A 17,738-nucleotide genomic window follows, 5' to 3' on the forward strand; every position below is an offset into this window, starting at 1 on the left:
ATTTCCCGGGCTTTGTAGCTAATTAAACGGTTTTTTGAAACAAACGCCGTGTTTGTGCACGAGTAAACTCACGCTTCCCACTTCGTCGGCTCAATCACTTCCTTGCCACCCATATAAGCCTGCATTGCCTTTGGAATATCAATCGAACCATCTTCATGCTGATGATTTTCCAAAATAGCCACAAGCCAGCGAGTAGTAGCCAAAGTGCCGTTAAGCGTACTAACTGGGCGAGTTCCGCCATCTTCCATACGTTCGCGCACATTCAATCGGCGAGCCTGATACTCAGTGCAGTTAGAAGTAGAAGTAAGCTCACGGTAACGTCCTTGCGTTGGAACCCAAGCTTCACAATCAAACTTACGAGCGGCAGAAGAACCAAGGTCACCTGCAGCAGTATCAATAATGCGGTAAGGCACTTCCACCTTAGCAAGCATTTCCTGCTCCATACCGAGCAACTTTTGATGCTCAGCGCGAGAATCTTCCTGCTTGCAATAAACGAACATCTCAACTTTATCGAACTGATGCACACGAATAATACCAGAAGTATCCTTTCCAGCAGCACCAGCTTCACGACGGTAGCAGCTCGACCAACCGCAATAACGCAAAGCACCATTGCTTAAGTCAAGAATCTCATCCTCATGCATGCCAGCCAAAGCAACCTCGGAAGTACCGACCAAATACTGATCATCTGGTTCGCGCAAACGGTAAATCTCGTCCGCATGAGAATTCAAGAAGCCAGTTCCGCGCATTACTTCTGGGCGAACAAGCGTTGGCGTAATCGCAAGCGTAAAACCGTGCTCTTCGGCTTGATCAACAGCCATAGTAAGCATTGCGATTTGCAAGCGAGCCACAGCACCGCGCAAGAAGTAGAAGCGAGAGCCTGCAACCTTCACGCCACGACGCATATCAATTCCAGCAACGCCAGTTCCAAGAGTCAAATGATCCTTTGGCTCAAAACCTTCAGCTGCAAAATCGCGAGGCGTACCAACCTTCTTAACTACAACATAGTCGTCTTCTCCGCCTTCTGGAGCTTCATCTTCAACGATGTTAGAAAGCTTCCACATTGCCGTAGTGTAGTCGGCAGTAGCTTTTTCGGATTCAGCTTTGTATTCCGCAACTTTCGAAGCTAATTCTTTAGTTTCGGCAATAAGCGCAGCCTTTTCCTCCGCGCTAGCTGTTGCAACCTTCTTACCAATAGCTTTCTGCTCGGCGCGAGCCTCTTCAAAAGCCTTAAGAGCGGTTCGGCGCAAATCATCGCTGCGCAATACTTCATCGACGAGCTCAACGGATTCACCGCGCTTGCGCTGCGATTCCTTAACTACGTCGGCATGTTCACGAATAAATTGGATATCAAGCATGACTCCTAGCCTAGTGCCGCAAGACGACAGATAAGCGCACTATCGGCAACTTTATGCAAGGCGGCACGTACAATAAAGCAAATACGCAAAATATTGAGGGGGTAATATGGCAGCAATACATGCTACTACAGAAAATTTTGAGAAGATTGCTTCGACAAATGAAATAGTTGTTGTTGATTTTTGGGCAACATGGTGCGGTCCATGCAGATCTTTTGGTCCTATTTTTGAGAAGGTCAGTGAAAAATATCCCGAAATTCCTTTCGTAAAAGTTGATATTGACAAAAGCAACGAGATTGCTGCAGCTGCTCAAATCCAAGCTGTTCCAACAGTAATGGTTATTAAGCGCGGCGAAGTTATTTATAGACAAGCGGGAGCATTACTAGCTTCTGATTTGGAAGATTTGGTTGAACAAGCTAAATCTTACGAATCTAATGATTCTGAATCCTGATTTATAGACTATGCCATGAGATATAATACGTGAGGTTTTGCATATACGTTTTGCACATACACTTTAACGCATGTTTCTCATGTTTTATTAGTCTACGTTGCGAGCGTTTGCAAGTATCAATAGAGTAATTGCAGAAATAAGGAGGGTTATGACCAGTCACCGTAAGCATACTGTTACGCTTGGTTCACTCAGTTTACGACAGTGGGCTAGAGTTAGTGCGGTTATTTTGGGCTTCGTTGCTTTGGTGATACTTGGTTTTGCCTCGCGAGATTTTTACGCTTCGTCTAAAGGTCACGCTGTTCAGGTTACTTCTTATTCAGCAACCGATTCTTCGCAAGTTTCTCGTAGTGCTAGCCGTAGTATGTTGCATAATGGCGCGACTTCATATATTAACGTTGTTATAAATGGTCATCATCGTACTATTTTGGGCACTGATTTCACTGATGTAAAATCCGTTCTTGATGCTGGAGATATCACTCTTGAGCCACACGATGTTGTTACTCCATCTCTTACAACTAAAGTTAGCGAATCAACTGTTATTACTATTAATCGTGCAGGCGCAAAATTAGAGAATTCCGACGACCCAATCGCGTTTAACGTCGTTAAAAAGGAAACTGCTGCACTTCCAAAAGGTACTGAGAAGGTGCAAAGTGAAGGCGCTAACGGCGTAATGGAAACAGCAAAAATAGTTACTCGAGCTAAGGGAAAAATAGTTTCCTCTAATATTTTTGCTTCTTATGTTAAAAAAGCTCCAAAAGATAAGGTTATTCTTGTTGGAACTGGCGGCTCTTCTGCCGGAATTGGCTTAACTGCTTCTATCGGTACGACTGTTCCTGCTGGCGAGATGCAACAATGGGCTCACGACTGGCTTATCTCTAACGGTTATAGTGAAGCTGATTTTACTGCAACAGTATTTATTATTTCTCATGAGTCCGGTTGGCGCGTAAACGCAATGAATCCTTCTGGGGCCTACGGTTTACCTCAAGCTTTGCCAGGCGGAAAAATGGCTTCTGCTGGCGCTGATTGGGCAACTAACTATCAAACGCAGCTCCGCTGGTTCTGGAATTATTGCAATGGTCGTTATGGCTCCATTCAAGGCGCTTACAATCATTGGCTTTCCTACCACAGCTACTGATTAGAATCAGTCTAAATATCATTGTTTTGCGCAAAATAAATTTTTAAATAACTTTTGTTTTGCGTAAATTAAGTTTTGCAATTTTTGTTGTAATAGATAAGAGAATAGACTTAAGTCGATTGACTTTTGCCACCTATGCTTAAAAATACGCTTAAGAAAAACTATGTTTAAGAACAAAAAAGGATGTTTTATTTTGACGCACTCAACATGGCTGTCTAATAAAAGCCAAGATCTCAGTCATGCATTAACAGGCGAAGAAGCATACAATAACAATCGTCTTACACGTCCTGCTTTAATTTCTCTCGCTATTCTTACGTTTATTACATTTATCGGCAATTTCGCACAATTACAACTTACTGCAGCATTGCCAACAATAGTTCAAGAATTTGGTATAAGCGTCACAACTGGTCAGTGGCTTACTTCTATTTTCCAGCTGATTATGGCAATTATGGTTCCACTTACAGCATTTTTAACAAGACGCTTTTCTACTCGCCAAATTGTTATTACTTCCATGTCGCTTTTTACTTTTGGATCCGTACTTGCATGGCTTAGTAACGACTTTATGATGGCACTGGTTGGTCGAACTCTTGAAGCTATTGGCACTGGCGTAATGTGGCCTGTTTTACAAATTACCGTATTCTCCGTCTACCCTGTTACTCGCAGAGGTATGGCAATGGGAAGCGTTGGCATGGCTATGAGTATTGCTCCAGCAATCGGTCCTACTATTGGCGGTTTGCAAACTGATATTAATGGATGGCGTTCTATTTTCTGCTCTCTTACTATTATCGGAGCAATATCCGTCGTTTTGGCAGTATTTTTCTTGCATAATTTTGGAGAACACGATCTTAACGCGCATGCTGATTTCTTCTCGGTTGGCCTTTCGGTTATTGGCTTCGGCGGGCTCATGTTTGGATTCACTAATATTGAAGGATGCGGAATTTCACACCCATTATCTTGGGCTCCTATGATTATTGGCACTTTTGGAATTGCTTGGTTTGTTATAAGGCAGTTGCGAGCGCAAAAACGCGGTCACACTCCTCTTCTTGGTCTTAATGTGCTTAAAAACCGCTACTTTATGGTAGGTACTATTTGCGCTTGCCTTACATTTTTTGCTTTCAGCTCAATTATGGTGCTTATTCCGCTTTATATTCAGTCTGATCGTGGTTTTTCAGCAACTATGAGCGGCTTAATTCTGCTTCCTGGAGCGTTCGGCATGGCTATTTCGCAGTATTTTGGTGGTCGTATGCTAGATCGCTTTGGAGTGCGCCCAGTTGCTATGGCAGGCTCTATTATTCTGTTTTTTGGCACTGTAATGATGAGTCTTATTGACATGGATACATGGATTTGGTGGATTTCCATTTGGCAGTTTACTCGCCAAATTGGCATGGGATTCTTGCTTATGCCAATAACTACGTGGTCGCTTAATTGTTTGCGTAAGGAAGAACTTGGCGATGGTTCGGCTGTAACTAATACTATGCGTCAGCTTTGGGGAGCTATTGGAGCACCTGTTTTAGTAGTTACAATGACAGTATTGACAACTCTTCACCATTCTGGCACAGGTCACGCTGCCGATGTTGCTGCTAGTATTTTCGGAGTTCAATGGACTTTGCGCATTAGTGCTATTATTACAGGAATTATGGCTCTTATCGTTATTTTTGGAGTCAAGGGCGAAGGCACGGGTTCTGCTCACAATCTTGCGCGTAGAGCTATTGATCGCATGCGCGTGTTGCATATTCCTCATTCAGCAGAGCATCACGACGTAATGCACGATCACACTCATAATCATTACTAAACGCTTATTAAACGCTTACTAAGTCGCTTTACGAATACCAAACTGAGAAATCCTTACTTTGGTAATTTTTGTGCAGAACAGTTATGCAATACGCTTTCCATACTCTGCTTTTCTTCGCGAGTTACAGTTAAACCATATTTATACTTAACAGCTATTTGCCTAGCAACATATTCGCACCTGAAGGTTTTGTTTGAAGGAAGCCAGTAAGCTGCGGACGCGGAACCTTTTTCTTGATTAGCAGCTCCCTCAACCGCGAGTAGGTTCATCATATCGTTGCCAAATTTTAATCGTTTTGCACGATTCCATTTCCACGCTCCAGATTCCCACGCATTTTGTAATGCAACAACATGATCTATTTGAACTAATGCACTGGTTTTTCGCCCACGCACGAAGTGAATATCTTTGCCAGTATACGGATCATGCAACAAGCCGAAACGCACTTGGCAGGATCCTGCGTACTTGTATTTCACATTTTGTAAATCACGCGCTAAAACGTCTTCCCTAACGTCACATCCGTTACCGTCATCGTCAGTAGTACGATATCCAAATACTTGACGCTCGTACCCGTAATGATAAGGCTTAGATATACGCAATTTTTCCAATGCTTGCGCAGCTTCTCCGCTTGCTTCATATTCTCCTGTAATCTTCCCAACGCTACTGTTTATTTTAGGAAGCAACAAGCCAATAACAATCCCACATAAAACAGCAAACAGCAGCATCCAGAACAGCGCAAGAAACTGCCTCTTGTTACAACGATTACGCATGCTCAGTCCCCCAACTCAACTTATGCATATTCAATATTTTTTAAATTAAAGTTAGTTACTGCTCTTAACTCTCATAACAGACGGTATTCTTTGTAAAACAACATCTACAACTTGCTGAATCATAATTACAAGCAAAACCATTGCCATAACAGCATAAACCGTACTCCATGCTGGAATATTAGCTGGCACCGGATGAATGGTGTGAGAAACCACTAGTGCGGCTACAGAAATGCTAATTAACGATATAGCAAGAACAAGTGCCGACATGCCTCCACTTTTACGAGCCAGACGCATTCTTTGTTGAGAAACTTTATGCATTGAAGTAACCATTCGATTAACGCAATGCTCACCTTGCCTAAATGCAAGTACTTCATCGATACCAAGCTCAATATCACTTACTTCATTCTCAACTTCATGTTGTTCAATGCGCACTTTATTTGCAATATGCTTGGAGCGTATAAGTAAGTATCGAGGAACAATAAACATAATAAACACGCATGAAACAATAGCTACATAAGACAAATTCGCATCGAAATAGTACAAAACAACCATAAGAGGTACAACTGCAAATATCATTCCAACATTCATGCTGATATGAGCTTTATGCCAATGTTCGTGATGCATATCTACACCTGCAAATGTTGTAACAAGAGTTAATGCACGAACTGCCATACAAGCAACAGCAACAAGCACGCACTGTTGCATTACAAAACCAAATATTGGACGTCCTGCAACAGCAAACATCGCTGAAACAATAGCAACAGGAATACATACTGCAGAAACAAGATTGAGAGCAGTACTAAACATTGATATAAAAGCAAAAATAGCACGTTTGAACTTTGAGATTGTTCTCACTTCATAAGTATAAGCAATACTTGCAATAGAAGAAATATGCTTGTTTTTATTAGGATCTTGCTGAGCTTGCTCAACATTATGCGAGTTTTGCGAGTTTTGAGATTCGTTTAATTGATTTAGTTGCGTAATATTTTTAGAACTATCATTAGCAACATGACGATACGATTCTACAGTTGCTATTTCGTCCGTTGAGCTAATGCCATCATCATTTGGCATTAATACTATTACATTTGCATAACGCGCTATGCGACGCAATATTTTAACAATTTCTTCAGCCTCATGATTGCTAATATCACATTGGGAATAATCAAAAACGTACACTTTAGTGTGTCTTAAAATTGCTCTAGCAAGAATAACGCGACGCTTTAAATCTTCAGAATTATAGGATGCTTCAGGATTATTAAAAAGTCTATCTATTGGCATATCTAGACCGTCGTAATCGGCATAAACAACACCATCTATTCGCACAGCTCGCAATGCATCCCACATCGCAGTAGTCGTAGCTGTTGGAGCAGCCAAAAGTAAGTTTTCTCGCAATGTTGTGGAAAATAGATGACTTCGCTCGCTAACTATAGTAACAATATCTGCTAAAGCTGCAGAACTTGCATCGTTCAACGACAAGTAAGATGCACTATCGTTTGCGTCAAATACTTCAGAAACTACAAATGGAGAAACGTCGTCTTCATGAATATCATAACGGTCGCTATAAGAAAGCAATATGTCAGCAGATTTATTAAAACCTGTTCCAGAAAGTATTTTCTCACGCATAACATGATGATATTTACTTGGAATAACTTGCAATTCACCAGATTTTGCAATTATCGATAAACGTTGAGCTTCATTAGTATTCGCATTATTTTCCGAAATATTGCATCGCATACGCAAAGCAATATTGGTTGAGCCATCAGGCAAAGATAATGTTGAACCGTCGTCACTAAATGCTATTGGAGCAGGAGAATCAGTAACCATTTGCAACAATGCTTCAACATGATTCAAACCATGAACAGCATGTTTAACTACATGCATATTCTTACCAACAATTCTCAGTGGCTGGACGCTTAACATTAACAAAGGCATTGTCAACAGAGCTGCAGCAAGACCTACACCTTTAACGGAAGATAACCAAACAGTTGCAACAATTGCGAGTCCAGCAATAACATAGGCAAATAATGCACTTACACAACGCCACGATACTGGGCTTAGCGCCAACGAGAATATAAGAGAAGCAACATTAAACAACGCAGCTAATGCGCAAATCCCAGCTATAGCAGGGTTAACTGTAAATAGTGCTGCAGAAACGACTACAGGAACAGGAATAGATGCAATAATTTGTGGAACTAAAGAAGCAACAAAACTTTGTATTGCAAAAATATCTTCATTTACGCGCAAAGAAGTAATGTCATGAGAATCTTCAATATCTACAGAGCGTAGAGATAACATTGCGCGCAACATTTTAGGGCGCAAACGCATAGCTATTCGCGACTCAATTTCTGCACAAACAGTACACGACCAGTAAAAAACTGCATATTTCAGCAAAATAATAGCAGCTAAAACAATAATGTAAGACGTAAATTCAACAGAACTCATTAAAGAAGTTCCAGTAGAACGAACAGGTCTTAATACTGGAGACAACATCCCAACGCAAACGTAGACAAAAGCTATGTTTACAAGATAAGAAATCGCAAGACACGCCGACCTTAAAACAACTAGATGCTTAATTCCTGGCACGAACGCAAAGCAGCGATTTATCATCTCCTGATCCTTTTCTTTATTCCATATTTATTCAAAAACCACACACTCCCAACAGATGTTAAGATTACGCTTCACACACACCATCAACACGCCGACAGCCGCGTAATTATGCTGATTTTAAGCCATTTTGCCAGATATTAGCATTAAGAAAATAAAGTTGTTTCACAACTGTTTCACGCAATATTTAAATAATCAAAAAAATAATTAAAAATACCATTCTTAATTCTATTCTCAATAATTTTTTCATACAATTTTTCACGATCGCAAAATTATCTCAATACTGCACCAATAGAAGAACGCAATTTTAAGCTAGCAGGTATTTGTCCAACTCCATGAGACATATCTGGGAATGCTGGTTCAGGCCCATGATTCATTAATCTCAAAGCTTCACGCACTGCCAACGATCCTAATTGCTGCATATCGAGACTCACAGTTGTAAGAGGTGGGAAAAAATCACTTATTGCCGGAATATCGCCGAAACCAACAACACTAATATCACTCGGAATTTTCAAACCGTGCTCATACAAGGAACGCACAACTCCTACTACCTGCTCATCGCTTGAAGCAACAATAACAGTCGGCAATGCAATGCCATCTATACCAAATTTCTCAATCATATGATTCATTCGCGCGTAACTTTCAGAAGACTTCCACGAAGTACATTGCACAATATGCGAATGAATACCTTGAGCAGTTGAAAGTGAACGCCATGCAATGAGTCGCGTTGCAGCACCTCTCCATTGTGAAGGACCTGCTATATAAATAGCATTTCGATGTCCATAATGCGCAATAAGTGACACAATATCGTTCATTGCGCGAGATTGATTAATCCCAATCATTGAATACTCAACGTTGCTATGAGAACGCAACATATTCATGCCTTCATGCGCGCTTATTGCACCATGAGTAGCAGTAACACATACGCACGGCTTAAGAATACGCGTACGACACAGTGACGTAAATATTGCGTCTGTTGGAGCGTCAATTATTAATCCGTCGACATTTTGCTCTTCAAAACTCTCGCATAAATCTTGAATATCACTTTGTTCACATAACGTTTCGTTGACCATGCTAATAGAAAGAAAAAGACCACGAGATTTTGCTTGCGCTTCTATAGGAGCAATAATGTTTCGAGATGTTCTATTTTCTGCACCAACGATAAGCCCTAAAGTACGCGACCTCTTAGTCGCTAATGCGCGCGCTGAATTACTTGGATAATACCCAAGTTGCTCAATAACTCGCAGAACTTTAATTCGCGTGTTAGCAGAAACATCAGGAGAATTATTAATAACGCGAGAAACAGTTTGATGACTTACGCCAGCAGCATGCGCAACATCGATCATTGACACGCGTTTTGCTTCATTTTCTGCCATATATACCCCTCGCTTATAGATGCCAAGACAGTCTATGCAAATCGCTAGGTCCTACTTTTTTAATGGCATTGCGATGAGCTAAAGAGCCGTAACCCTTATTACTTGCCCAATCGTAGGCTGCATATTTCGGATTTTTAGCAAGAGATACCATAAGATTATCCCTAGTAACTTTTGCCAAAACTGCAGCTGCAGCTACGCTCGCACACTGTCTGTCTGCTTTTACTAAAGTATGGACTTTTACAGGCTCAGGAATGTAAGGAGCGTCAAAAGTATTTGCGACTTTGTCAATATAATCGCAAGGTCCATCCAATATTGCTGCAATACGAAAGTTTGAATTCTCACGCGTATTCTCACGCGTATTCGCATTTACGCTAAAACTTAGCTTTTTAATATCTTCCTCAACTTTAGAAATTGCTTTTAATGCAGCAACACCAAGAGCATAGCTAATACCCCACTCATCAATTTCTGTGTTAGCGCAAGACCCGACTGCCCAAGTTGTACACCATTTTTGCAACGGTTCATAAAGCTCTTCTCGACGCTTTTCACTCAGCAATTTAGAATCAGCTAAGCCTTCAGGCATATAGTTTTCTTTTACTTGTTTAATTCCAATAACTGCAGCTCCTACCATCACAGGACCTGCAAGAGAGCCTCTTCCTACTTCATCAAGACCAATAACCCAATCATAGCCTTCGCAAAGCAGATCTTGCTCATATTTAAATGATGGAACAAGCGGTATATTGGATGATTTATTTGACATAATTAAAATCAGTAGATACAAGTCGCGCTAACACAATTTCGTTAATACTCATTGCGTTAATACTTTTTATTTTGCAGGACGATCAGGCACATCTTTAAAATCATCATGGTGTTCGTCTAAAAGACCAATTCGATCAAGCGGCCACGATCTAAACACAGCAACGCCCTCGATTTTGGAAATCGGAACTAAGCCATCATCGCCATCATTGCGATGATATCGTGAATCCGCAGAATTAGAACGATTATCGCCCAAAACAAACACGTGACCAGCTTTAACTTTTACTTTAAACGGAAAAGCACTCGGGTCAACACCAGGACGAATATAGGAAGATTCTCGTATTGGAACACCGTTTACAACAATAGGCTGCCCAGCGCCTTTACACTCAACAGTATCCCCAGGCAAACCAATAAGACGCTTAATTAAATCCTTGCCAACAACACCGGAAGAATTTTCACCACTCAACCAATGTGCAGGATCCTCAAAAACAACAATATCTCCACGCTTTAATGGGAATAAGCGCGGAGTTAGCTTAGTCGTAATAACATAATCGCCAATATGAATAGTATCTAGCATAGAGCCAGAAGGAATTGTGTAAGCTCCAAATAGGAACACACGAATAAGTATCACTACTAATACTGGAATACCGAACCATGTTATAGCATCGCGCAAAGTTAGGCGGTCATTTTTAGCACGCTTAGAATGTGCAAAATGCTTACCTTTTCTATTTTTGCGCTTAAACATGCGAGAGCCGGAAGGTAAATCTCCTTCCGGCTCTGGTGGAACCGGTGAAGGATCTATACCATGACCCGCTACTGAAACGATATGAGTATCGCTAATTTGCGTGTCATCAGTCATAACAAATACCCTTCACATAAGTTCTATTTTACTTAGCAGAGTTATCGCGACGCTCAGCAATACGAGCAGCCTTACCACGCAAAGCGCGCAAGTAGTACAGCTTAGCGCGACGAACGCGACCGCTACGAACCAGCTTAATCGAATCGATAGCTGGAGAATGAAGTGGGAAACGACGCTCAACACCAGTGCCGAAGCTCACCTTACGAACAACGAAAGTTTCACGCACGCCAGCACCCTTACGAGCAATCACAACGCCGGTGAAAGTCTGAATACGAGTGTTGTTGCCTTCCTGAATCTTAACGTTGACGTCAACGGTATCGCCAGGACGGAAAGCTGGAATTTCTTCAGCAGTCTTAAGATGCTTAGCATCAAATGCTTCTACAGCATTTACCATAATATTCCTCCATCGCCGCCGCATATCGACGCATAGTAAGCGTTAGCAACAAATGTGCTACGCAAATCTTTCCCCAAAAAGTTCGCTTTTTAGGGGACTTCCGATCCGCGCAATCTTAAATAAGAAGCGACTAGACCTAAAAGATAAAAGAACTATGCGGCATCCCTTTATCGAAAGCATACAAGTACCAAATTTATGCTCAATAATGGACATTATTGAGCATAATTCCGCACTATTCCGCACTATTTCAGCGCACAACTCCATCGAGAGGAGCAGTTTCAACTGTACGAGTCAACTCGTCATCATCAGCGTCATAATCAAACAACTCGCCGTAACGACCCCAGCTAATTGCAATATCAAACTGCTGACGCGCCAAAGCATCCGTGTGCTTACTGCGCAACAAATCCAAAATCAGCTCGCCACGAAGCTTTCCGTTACGATTCCTACTCAAAGCTTGATCAATTGCGTGCACAAGAGGCGCATGTTCAATCGCAAGACGAGCAAAAACTTGCTTACTGTGCAAAATATCGGCATTATGCCACTCTTCACCCTCAGAAGTGATAGTAATATGACCATTTTCTGCAGTAAGCAAATTAAGCATCGTGCCAGCATCAACAAGTGGGAACAAATCATCAATCTCAAACGACAAATCAGCTGCCAAATCAGCCAAATCAATGCCATCTGGGCTTTCAGAAATCACGTCAAGCAAACCAGCCATACCACCTGGTGTAGCGTTTGGAAGCAAACGAACAGCCACAGGCTCTGCCTTTGTCTCACCTGCTTCAGCTTCATCCTCACTTTGCTTATCTTCATCTTCATCGTCATGGTGGCGCTGAATAAGCATATCTGCAATTGCTGCAGCTTCGTTATCTTCAGCATCTTCATTAGTTGCATTATTTGCTTGATCTTGAGAATCAGCATCTTCGGAAGCGTCTTGCTCTGCAGTGCTTTCTGGAGCAGAACCAGTCAAAATAGCATACAAATTATCAACCATCGCTTCAAATTCAGCACTGTGCTTATCTCGAGGACGAGGCAAATCAACATTCACATCAGCAATTAAGTGACCTGGATGAGATCCAAGAACCACAACGCGATCAGCCATTTGCACAGCTTCTTCAATATTGTGCGTCACAATAAGCACAGACCTAATATCTCGCTCCTCGCTAGACCACAACTTAAGAACTTCCTGTCGCAAGTTTTCAGCAGTAAGCACATCGAGAGCAGAGAACGGCTCGTCCATAAACAATGCATCCGGTCTCAGCACCAACGCGCGCGCAATACCAACTCGCTGACGCATACCGCCGGAAAGTTCCTTAGGATACGCTGTTTCAAAGCCGTCCAAACCGATTGCGTCAATTGCAGCTAAAGCAAGCTCAGTACGCTTTTCTTTACTAACACCTCTAGCACGCAAGCCAAGTTCCACATTGTCTTGTACTGTAAGCCACGGCATAAGAGCGAAGGTTTGAAATACGATTGCAACCCCTGGGTTTGGACCTGTCAGCTCGCGTCCGCGATACGTTACTGTGCCTTCTGTTGGCTGCACAAGACCAGCCATTGTGCGTAGGAAAGTTGATTTTCCAGCACCAGAGCGTCCCAATATTGCCACGATTTCACCTTCGCGAAGAGTGAAAGAAATATCGTGCAAAACGTGCTGAGTAGTGCCACTGTCAGAAGTGAAGCTTTGACTGATGTGCTTTGCATCGATAATATCGCTTGTAATTGAGGATTGCACTTTTTTTGCATTGCTCTTTAAAGTATTCATAATTTTGCCAATCTTTTTCATAAAATTTTGTTATTTTAAGCGATTTATTAGTAAATTTATTAGTCGATTTGTTAGTCGATCTAATTCAATACGTAACGTTTTTCGGAAATACGTTGCATTGGCGACCAGAATAATCGGTTGCTTAAAACGACAATCAAGCTCATAACAGTTACGCCAACTAAAGTGCGCGCAGAATCTCCTAAAGTGGTTGCATTAGTAATATATGCGCCCAAACCCTGAGTTTCCATGTGGTTCTTTCCATATTCCACAATCTCAGACACAATCGAAGCATTCCAAGCACCGCCTGCAGCTGTAATACCGCCAGTGCACCATGAACCGAAAATAGACGGCAAAATAAGCGTCTTCCATCGCAAAGTACGATCCAAGCGGAAGCTGCGCGTCATTTCACGCAAATCATCAGGAATAGCACTAGCACCTGCAATAACATTGAACAAAATGTACCATTGCGTACCAAGAGCCATCAAAATAATACTTCCCCAACCAAGATCAATATGCCAGGCCATAAACCAAGCCATAGCAAACGGGAAGATGAAGTTTGCTGGGAAGCTAGCAAGAATTTGCACTATAGGCTGCATAATACGCGAAATCTTAGGATTCATGCCGATTACAACACCAACAGGAACCCAAATAAGCGAGCTTATTAAAATCAACGCAGCAACGCGCATAAAAGTGATGCCACCAAGCATGCCTGCAGTAATAAACTCATGCAAACCCGCAGTTGTATACACAAAGTAAAGCATATGGGCGGCGCCAGCAGCCACAATAATTATCATAATAACGTTAAATACCCAATCACCAAGCTTATGCTGAGCAGCCTTATGAGGCCACTTGGAGCCTGTGCGACCGAATGGGCGCGTTATTTTTTCAAGCCACTCGCGAATTGGCAAAAACAGTTTACTAATAACTTCATCTGCATGAGAGTGACGAATAAGAGTCAAAATAGCACTGTGACGCTCATTATCAGATGCGCTTTGCGTAATGCGGAAACGCTCAGCCCAAGCTGTAAGCGGTTTCCACAAGAAGAAGTCAAGTGCCAAAACAACAATCACCATCGACAAAATAGCCCACCAAATAAGACCAAGCTTATTTTCAGCAGCAGCTTGTGCCACAAAACTACCGATGCCAGGAAGAGCATAAGTGTGATTATTTACGGAAATCATTTCCGAAGCTGTAAGGAAGAACCATCCGCCTCCAACAGACATCATACAATTCCAAAGCAGCGGAATCATTGCGTTAGGCATGTCTAGCACCCAGAAACGTTGCCAATGCGTGAGTTGCAAACTACGAACTGCCTCATCCAGTTCCTTTGGCTCGCTGAGCAGCGAACGGTGGAACGAAAAAGTCATATTCCATGCTTGACTCGTAAAAATAGCAAAAATCGAAGCGGCTTCAACACCAAGCATTGATCCAGGAAAAATTACCAACCAAATAGTGACAGTTGCCGAAAGGAAGCCAAGAATTGGAACTGATTGCAAAATATCTAGAAGAGGAATAAGCACCTTGCCAAGCCTACGACTGCGAGCTGCAAGAGAGCCATAAACAATAGTAAATATAAGAGATGCAACTAATGCGATCAGCATGCGAAATACTGAGCGCAAAGTGTAGTAAGGCAGATTGATTAAGTCCGTGGATACCTTAGATGGTATGCCACTTGGACCAATCGGCTGATTTATGCGCTGAATAAGGAAGGCAGTTACGCCAAAAACGGCAATAATGCCAACGCACACAATAATATCCGACCAGAAACGAGTGTTCTCGTCGACTTGCACACCTGCGCTTTCTTTGCGCGAAGTTGTAAATACGGTCATAATAAAGTCCTCGAATAGGCAATAAGTGGGTTCACCTTCGTGTATTTTTTATTTCTATTCATTTATTACGCAGATATCTATTGAGATTTCTATGCGGATTTCTATTTAGATTTTCGTAAATTCTTGCGTAAAGATCTGCGTAACTTTTCTTGTGTAAATTCTTGCGTAGCCGTATCACCATTGATTACGTTACAGGCGCAAATAACTAGAACTCACGTTTTAACTTCGTAAATTATATTTCGCAAGTTGTATTCGTAAGTTATATATTTCGCAAGTTTTGCAACCTAAATTCGATGATTGCCGGCTTCATATATTCAGGAGGAACATCCGAACTACTACTGCCAATAGTGTCGGAGCCTTCATCAGTACGAGTACTAGAATTATGGCTTTTACTGTCATGTTTCACGGCAAATCACCTCCTTAAGTTAGTGCGCTGCCGGCGCAAATCTTCATCATTGAATCGGAGGTTTACAAGAGAACAGAGACGCACCAAAACACACAAATGCATGTTAAGCGTGCCACGTCGTTCAAGCTTCAGCTTCGCAGGGCGGTGGCGTTGCATTAGTCGAAGCCTTAAATTCGACAACGACTGTTAACCAGCGTGCAGTGTCTCCACTGTGTTGCGGCAGCAACCCTTATCCCCGTGGTAGCCTTACCTACCGACCGTGCTCATTATAAATTATTGTTGCAGTTGTGTCAATATGCAGCAAAACACATTGCAATGCACTTGAGACCTATAAAACTCAGCGACAGATGCTAAACAAAAAGTCTCTTGACGAATTAACGCCAAGAGACTTATAAACCAACAATCACTAAAAACGATTGCTTATATGACTACTATCTTACTTGCGATGAGCGCGATAGAAGCGAATCAAGCTCTGCGTAGAAGCATCCTGAGCTGCCAAAGCTTCATCATCCTGAGAAATTGCAGGAGTAATCTGCTTTGCAAGCTGCTTTCCAAGCTCCACACCCCACTGATCGTAGGAATCCAAGCCCCACACGGTACCTTCAACGAAGGTGATGTGCTCGTAGAGAGCAATCAACTCACCCAAGCTAAATGGAGTCAAAGCATCGCCGAAAATGGACGTGGTTGGACGGTTGCCCTTGAACACGCGAGCTGGCACAATCTCCTCTGGAGTGCCTTCAGCGCGAACTTCATCAGCAGTCTTGCCGAAAGCAAGAGCCTTAGTCTGTGCAAGATAGTTGCCCAAGAAGAGCTCGTGCACATCCTGATCGCCATCCTTAGTAGGATTTGGCGTGTTCACGAAAGCAATGAAATCAGCTGGAATAAGCTGAGTGCCCTGGTGAATCAACTGGTAGAAAGCGTGCTGACCGTTGGTGCCTGGCTCGCCCCAGAAGATTTCGCCGGTTTCGCTTGTTACAGGAGTGCCGTCCCAGCGCACAGACTTACCGTTGGATTCCATGGTGAGCTGCTGCAAATAAGCTGGGAAGCGGTGCAAGTACTGATCGTATGGAAGCACAGCGTGAGAAGCAACCTTGTAGAAGTTGCGGTACCAAACGTTGAGCATACCAAGAAGCACAACAACGTTCTTCTCGAATGGAGTCTCAGCGAAGTAGGTGTCGATTGCGTGGAAGCCCTTCAAGAACTCTTCGAAGCGCTCTGGACCGAGGACAACAGCCAAAGAAGTGCCGACAGCGGAATCCACAGAGTAGCGGCCGCCAACCCAGCTCCAGAAGCCAAAAGCGTTGGTTGGGTTGATGCCGAACTCTTCAACCTTCTCAAGGTTGGTGGAAACAGCCACGAAGTGCTTAGCAACAGCTTCAGCCTTCTTTGCGTCGCTTCCGTCAATAGCACCGCACTCCTGAAGCTTGTTCAGCAACCAAGTGCGAGCGGTACGAGCATTGGTCAAAGTCTCCAAAGTGGTGAAGGTCTTGGAAACAATGATGAACAAAGTGGTTTCTGGATCCAAATCCTTGGTCTTTTCTGCCATATCGTTTGGATCAATGTTAGAAACGTAGCGAGCGCTGATGCCGGCGTCAGCGTATGGCTTCAAGGCTTCGTAAACCATGACTGGACCCAAATCAGAACCGCCAATACCAATGTTTACAACAGTCTTGATGTTCTTGCCGGTAACGCCCTTCCAAGCGCCAGAACGAACTTCGTTAGCAAAATCGTAAATGCGACCTAACACTTCACGCACGTCTGCAACGGTATCTTGACCGTCAACAATGAACTTGCCAGCATCCTCTGCAGGACGACGCAAAGCAGTGTGCAAAACTGCACGATCTTCAGTATTGTTAATGTGCACGCCGGTGTACATTGCCTTAGTGCGCTCGTCAAGCTTGACTGCCTTTGCAAGGTTTGCGAAAAGCTTAAGAGTTTCAGGCTTAATTAAATTCTTAGAAAGATCGAAGTGGAGATCTCCAGCTTCGAAGCTCAACTTATCCACGCGATTTGCGTCCTCGGCAAACCACTTCTTCAGGCAAACGCCTTCTGATTGCAACTCGTCGTAATGCTTCTGCAATGCAGCCCACTCTGGGGTTTTTACGGCGTCAACTGGCGGATTGATGGCCATTGTAAGGTCCTTTCATTTCTTCAACTGACGTGACAGCAACCGTCACTATAGTCCAATTCACAAGATACTCACAAAAGCAGACAGAAACACGCGAAGCTTAACACAAAAATGAACACAATCACACTGATAA

At 42.8% G+C, this 17,738-nt stretch carries 14 protein-coding genes and 1 riboswitch; of the genes, 3 read left to right on the forward strand and 11 right to left on the reverse strand.

Translation table 11 applies throughout. The annotated features are described in order from the left end of the window. Positions 1 to 68: 68 nt before the first annotated feature. A complete protein-coding gene (gene serS / locus HXT59_RS00205; RefSeq protein ID WP_004110314.1) occupies positions 69 to 1,355 on the reverse strand; it encodes a serine--tRNA ligase in 1,287 nt (428 codons plus the stop codon). Between the two features lie 106 nt (positions 1,356 to 1,461). Here serS and trxA point away from each other — a divergent pair, with 106 nt between their 5' ends. From trxA to HXT59_RS00220, 3 genes are all read left to right on the forward strand, one after another. After that, a complete protein-coding gene (gene trxA / locus HXT59_RS00210; protein ID WP_004110313.1) occupies positions 1,462 to 1,803 on the forward strand; it encodes a thioredoxin in 342 nt (113 codons plus the stop codon). A gap of 148 nt (positions 1,804 to 1,951) precedes the next feature. Then, complete coding sequence (locus HXT59_RS00215; RefSeq protein WP_033888583.1) at positions 1,952 to 2,938, forward strand: G5 domain-containing protein; 987 nt, start codon at positions 1,952 to 1,954, stop codon at positions 2,936 to 2,938. Between the two features lie 163 nt (positions 2,939 to 3,101). Then, on the forward strand, positions 3,102 to 4,730 hold the full coding sequence (locus tag HXT59_RS00220; protein WP_004110308.1) for an MDR family MFS transporter: 1,629 nt from the start codon (positions 3,102 to 3,104) through the stop codon (positions 4,728 to 4,730). A 53-nt stretch (positions 4,731 to 4,783) separates the two neighbouring features. Here the strand turns inward: HXT59_RS00220 and HXT59_RS00225 are convergent, their stop codons facing one another. The 10 genes from HXT59_RS00225 to pgi form a co-directional block, all read right to left on the reverse strand. Beyond that, positions 4,784 to 5,494 (reverse strand): HNH endonuclease family protein, encoded by a 711-nt coding sequence (locus tag HXT59_RS00225; protein WP_064621542.1) that lies wholly within the window; start codon positions 5,492 to 5,494, stop codon positions 4,784 to 4,786. A 51-nt stretch (positions 5,495 to 5,545) separates the two neighbouring features. Continuing rightward, entirely contained in the window at positions 5,546 to 8,101 is a 2,556-nt protein-coding gene (locus HXT59_RS00230) for an ABC transporter (protein ID WP_174182659.1), read from the reverse strand. Between the two features lie 269 nt (positions 8,102 to 8,370). Continuing rightward, entirely contained in the window at positions 8,371 to 9,474 is a 1,104-nt protein-coding gene (locus HXT59_RS00235; RefSeq protein ID WP_004110302.1) for a LacI family DNA-binding transcriptional regulator, read from the reverse strand. Between the two features lie 13 nt (positions 9,475 to 9,487). Continuing rightward, positions 9,488 to 10,231 carry a ribonuclease HII gene (locus HXT59_RS00240; protein ID WP_421783884.1) on the reverse strand — a complete coding sequence of 248 codons (744 nt, stop codon included), beginning with the start codon at positions 10,229 to 10,231 and terminating at the stop codon, positions 9,488 to 9,490. Positions 10,232 to 10,297: 66 nt separating this feature from the next. After that, entirely contained in the window at positions 10,298 to 11,086 is a 789-nt protein-coding gene (lepB, locus tag HXT59_RS00245; protein ID WP_004110299.1) for a signal peptidase I, read from the reverse strand. Between the two features lie 28 nt (positions 11,087 to 11,114). Then, the gene (rplS, locus tag HXT59_RS00250; RefSeq protein WP_421783886.1) at positions 11,115 to 11,480 is read right to left on the reverse strand and encodes a 50S ribosomal protein L19; all 366 of its coding nucleotides are present in this window, start codon (positions 11,478 to 11,480) and stop codon (positions 11,115 to 11,117) included. Positions 11,481 to 11,727: 247 nt separating this feature from the next. Continuing rightward, the gene (locus HXT59_RS00255) at positions 11,728 to 13,242 is read right to left on the reverse strand and encodes a nitrate/sulfonate/bicarbonate ABC transporter ATP-binding protein (protein WP_421783888.1); all 1,515 of its coding nucleotides are present in this window, start codon (positions 13,240 to 13,242) and stop codon (positions 11,728 to 11,730) included. Between the two features lie 80 nt (positions 13,243 to 13,322). Then, the gene (locus HXT59_RS00260; RefSeq protein ID WP_102703374.1) at positions 13,323 to 15,071 is read right to left on the reverse strand and encodes an ABC transporter permease; all 1,749 of its coding nucleotides are present in this window, start codon (positions 15,069 to 15,071) and stop codon (positions 13,323 to 13,325) included. Positions 15,072 to 15,330: 259 nt separating this feature from the next. Next, positions 15,331 to 15,477: a hypothetical protein gene (locus HXT59_RS00265; RefSeq protein WP_004110294.1), complete on the reverse strand. Its 147-nt coding sequence runs from the start codon at positions 15,475 to 15,477 to the stop codon at positions 15,331 to 15,333. Between the two features lie 104 nt (positions 15,478 to 15,581). Then, a riboswitch (M-box (ykoK) riboswitch) is annotated at positions 15,582 to 15,742 on the reverse strand. Positions 15,743 to 15,913: 171 nt separating this feature from the next. Continuing rightward, positions 15,914 to 17,608 (reverse strand): glucose-6-phosphate isomerase, encoded by a 1,695-nt coding sequence (gene pgi / locus HXT59_RS00270; RefSeq protein ID WP_248893131.1) that lies wholly within the window; start codon positions 17,606 to 17,608, stop codon positions 15,914 to 15,916. Between the last annotated feature and the right edge of the window lie 130 nt (positions 17,609 to 17,738).

Origin of the sequence: Gardnerella sp. KA01001 (genome assembly GCF_049244025.1) — a bacterium.
Classification (GTDB): Bacteria; Actinomycetota; Actinomycetes; order Actinomycetales; family Bifidobacteriaceae; genus Bifidobacterium; species Bifidobacterium swidsinskii.

What these genes read in the sequence shown, in the direction of transcription:
- serS (WP_004110314.1), bottom strand. Translation starts at nt 1,355, where the DNA reads ATGCTTGATATCCAATTTATTCGTGAACATGCCGACGTAGTTAAGGAA.
- trxA (WP_004110313.1), top strand. Translation starts at nt 1,462, where the DNA reads ATGGCAGCAATACATGCTACTACAGAAAATTTTGAGAAGATTGCTTCG.
- HXT59_RS00215 (WP_033888583.1), top strand. Translation starts at nt 1,952, where the DNA reads ATGACCAGTCACCGTAAGCATACTGTTACGCTTGGTTCACTCAGTTTA.
- HXT59_RS00220 (WP_004110308.1), top strand. Translation starts at nt 3,102, where the DNA reads ATGTTTAAGAACAAAAAAGGATGTTTTATTTTGACGCACTCAACATGG.
- HXT59_RS00225 (WP_064621542.1), bottom strand. Translation starts at nt 5,494, where the DNA reads ATGCGTAATCGTTGTAACAAGAGGCAGTTTCTTGCGCTGTTCTGGATG.
- HXT59_RS00230 (WP_174182659.1), bottom strand. Translation starts at nt 8,101, where the DNA reads ATGATAAATCGCTGCTTTGCGTTCGTGCCAGGAATTAAGCATCTAGTT.
- HXT59_RS00235 (WP_004110302.1), bottom strand. Translation starts at nt 9,474, where the DNA reads ATGGCAGAAAATGAAGCAAAACGCGTGTCAATGATCGATGTTGCGCAT.
- HXT59_RS00240 (WP_421783884.1), bottom strand. Translation starts at nt 10,231, where the DNA reads ATGTCAAATAAATCATCCAATATACCGCTTGTTCCATCATTTAAATAT.
- lepB (WP_004110299.1), bottom strand. Translation starts at nt 11,086, where the DNA reads ATGACTGATGACACGCAAATTAGCGATACTCATATCGTTTCAGTAGCG.
- rplS (WP_421783886.1), bottom strand. Translation starts at nt 11,480, where the DNA reads ATGGTAAATGCTGTAGAAGCATTTGATGCTAAGCATCTTAAGACTGCT.
- HXT59_RS00255 (WP_421783888.1), bottom strand. Translation starts at nt 13,242, where the DNA reads ATGAATACTTTAAAGAGCAATGCAAAAAAAGTGCAATCCTCAATTACA.
- HXT59_RS00260 (WP_102703374.1), bottom strand. Translation starts at nt 15,071, where the DNA reads ATGACCGTATTTACAACTTCGCGCAAAGAAAGCGCAGGTGTGCAAGTC.
- pgi (WP_248893131.1), bottom strand. Translation starts at nt 17,608, where the DNA reads ATGGCCATCAATCCGCCAGTTGACGCCGTAAAAACCCCAGAGTGGGCT.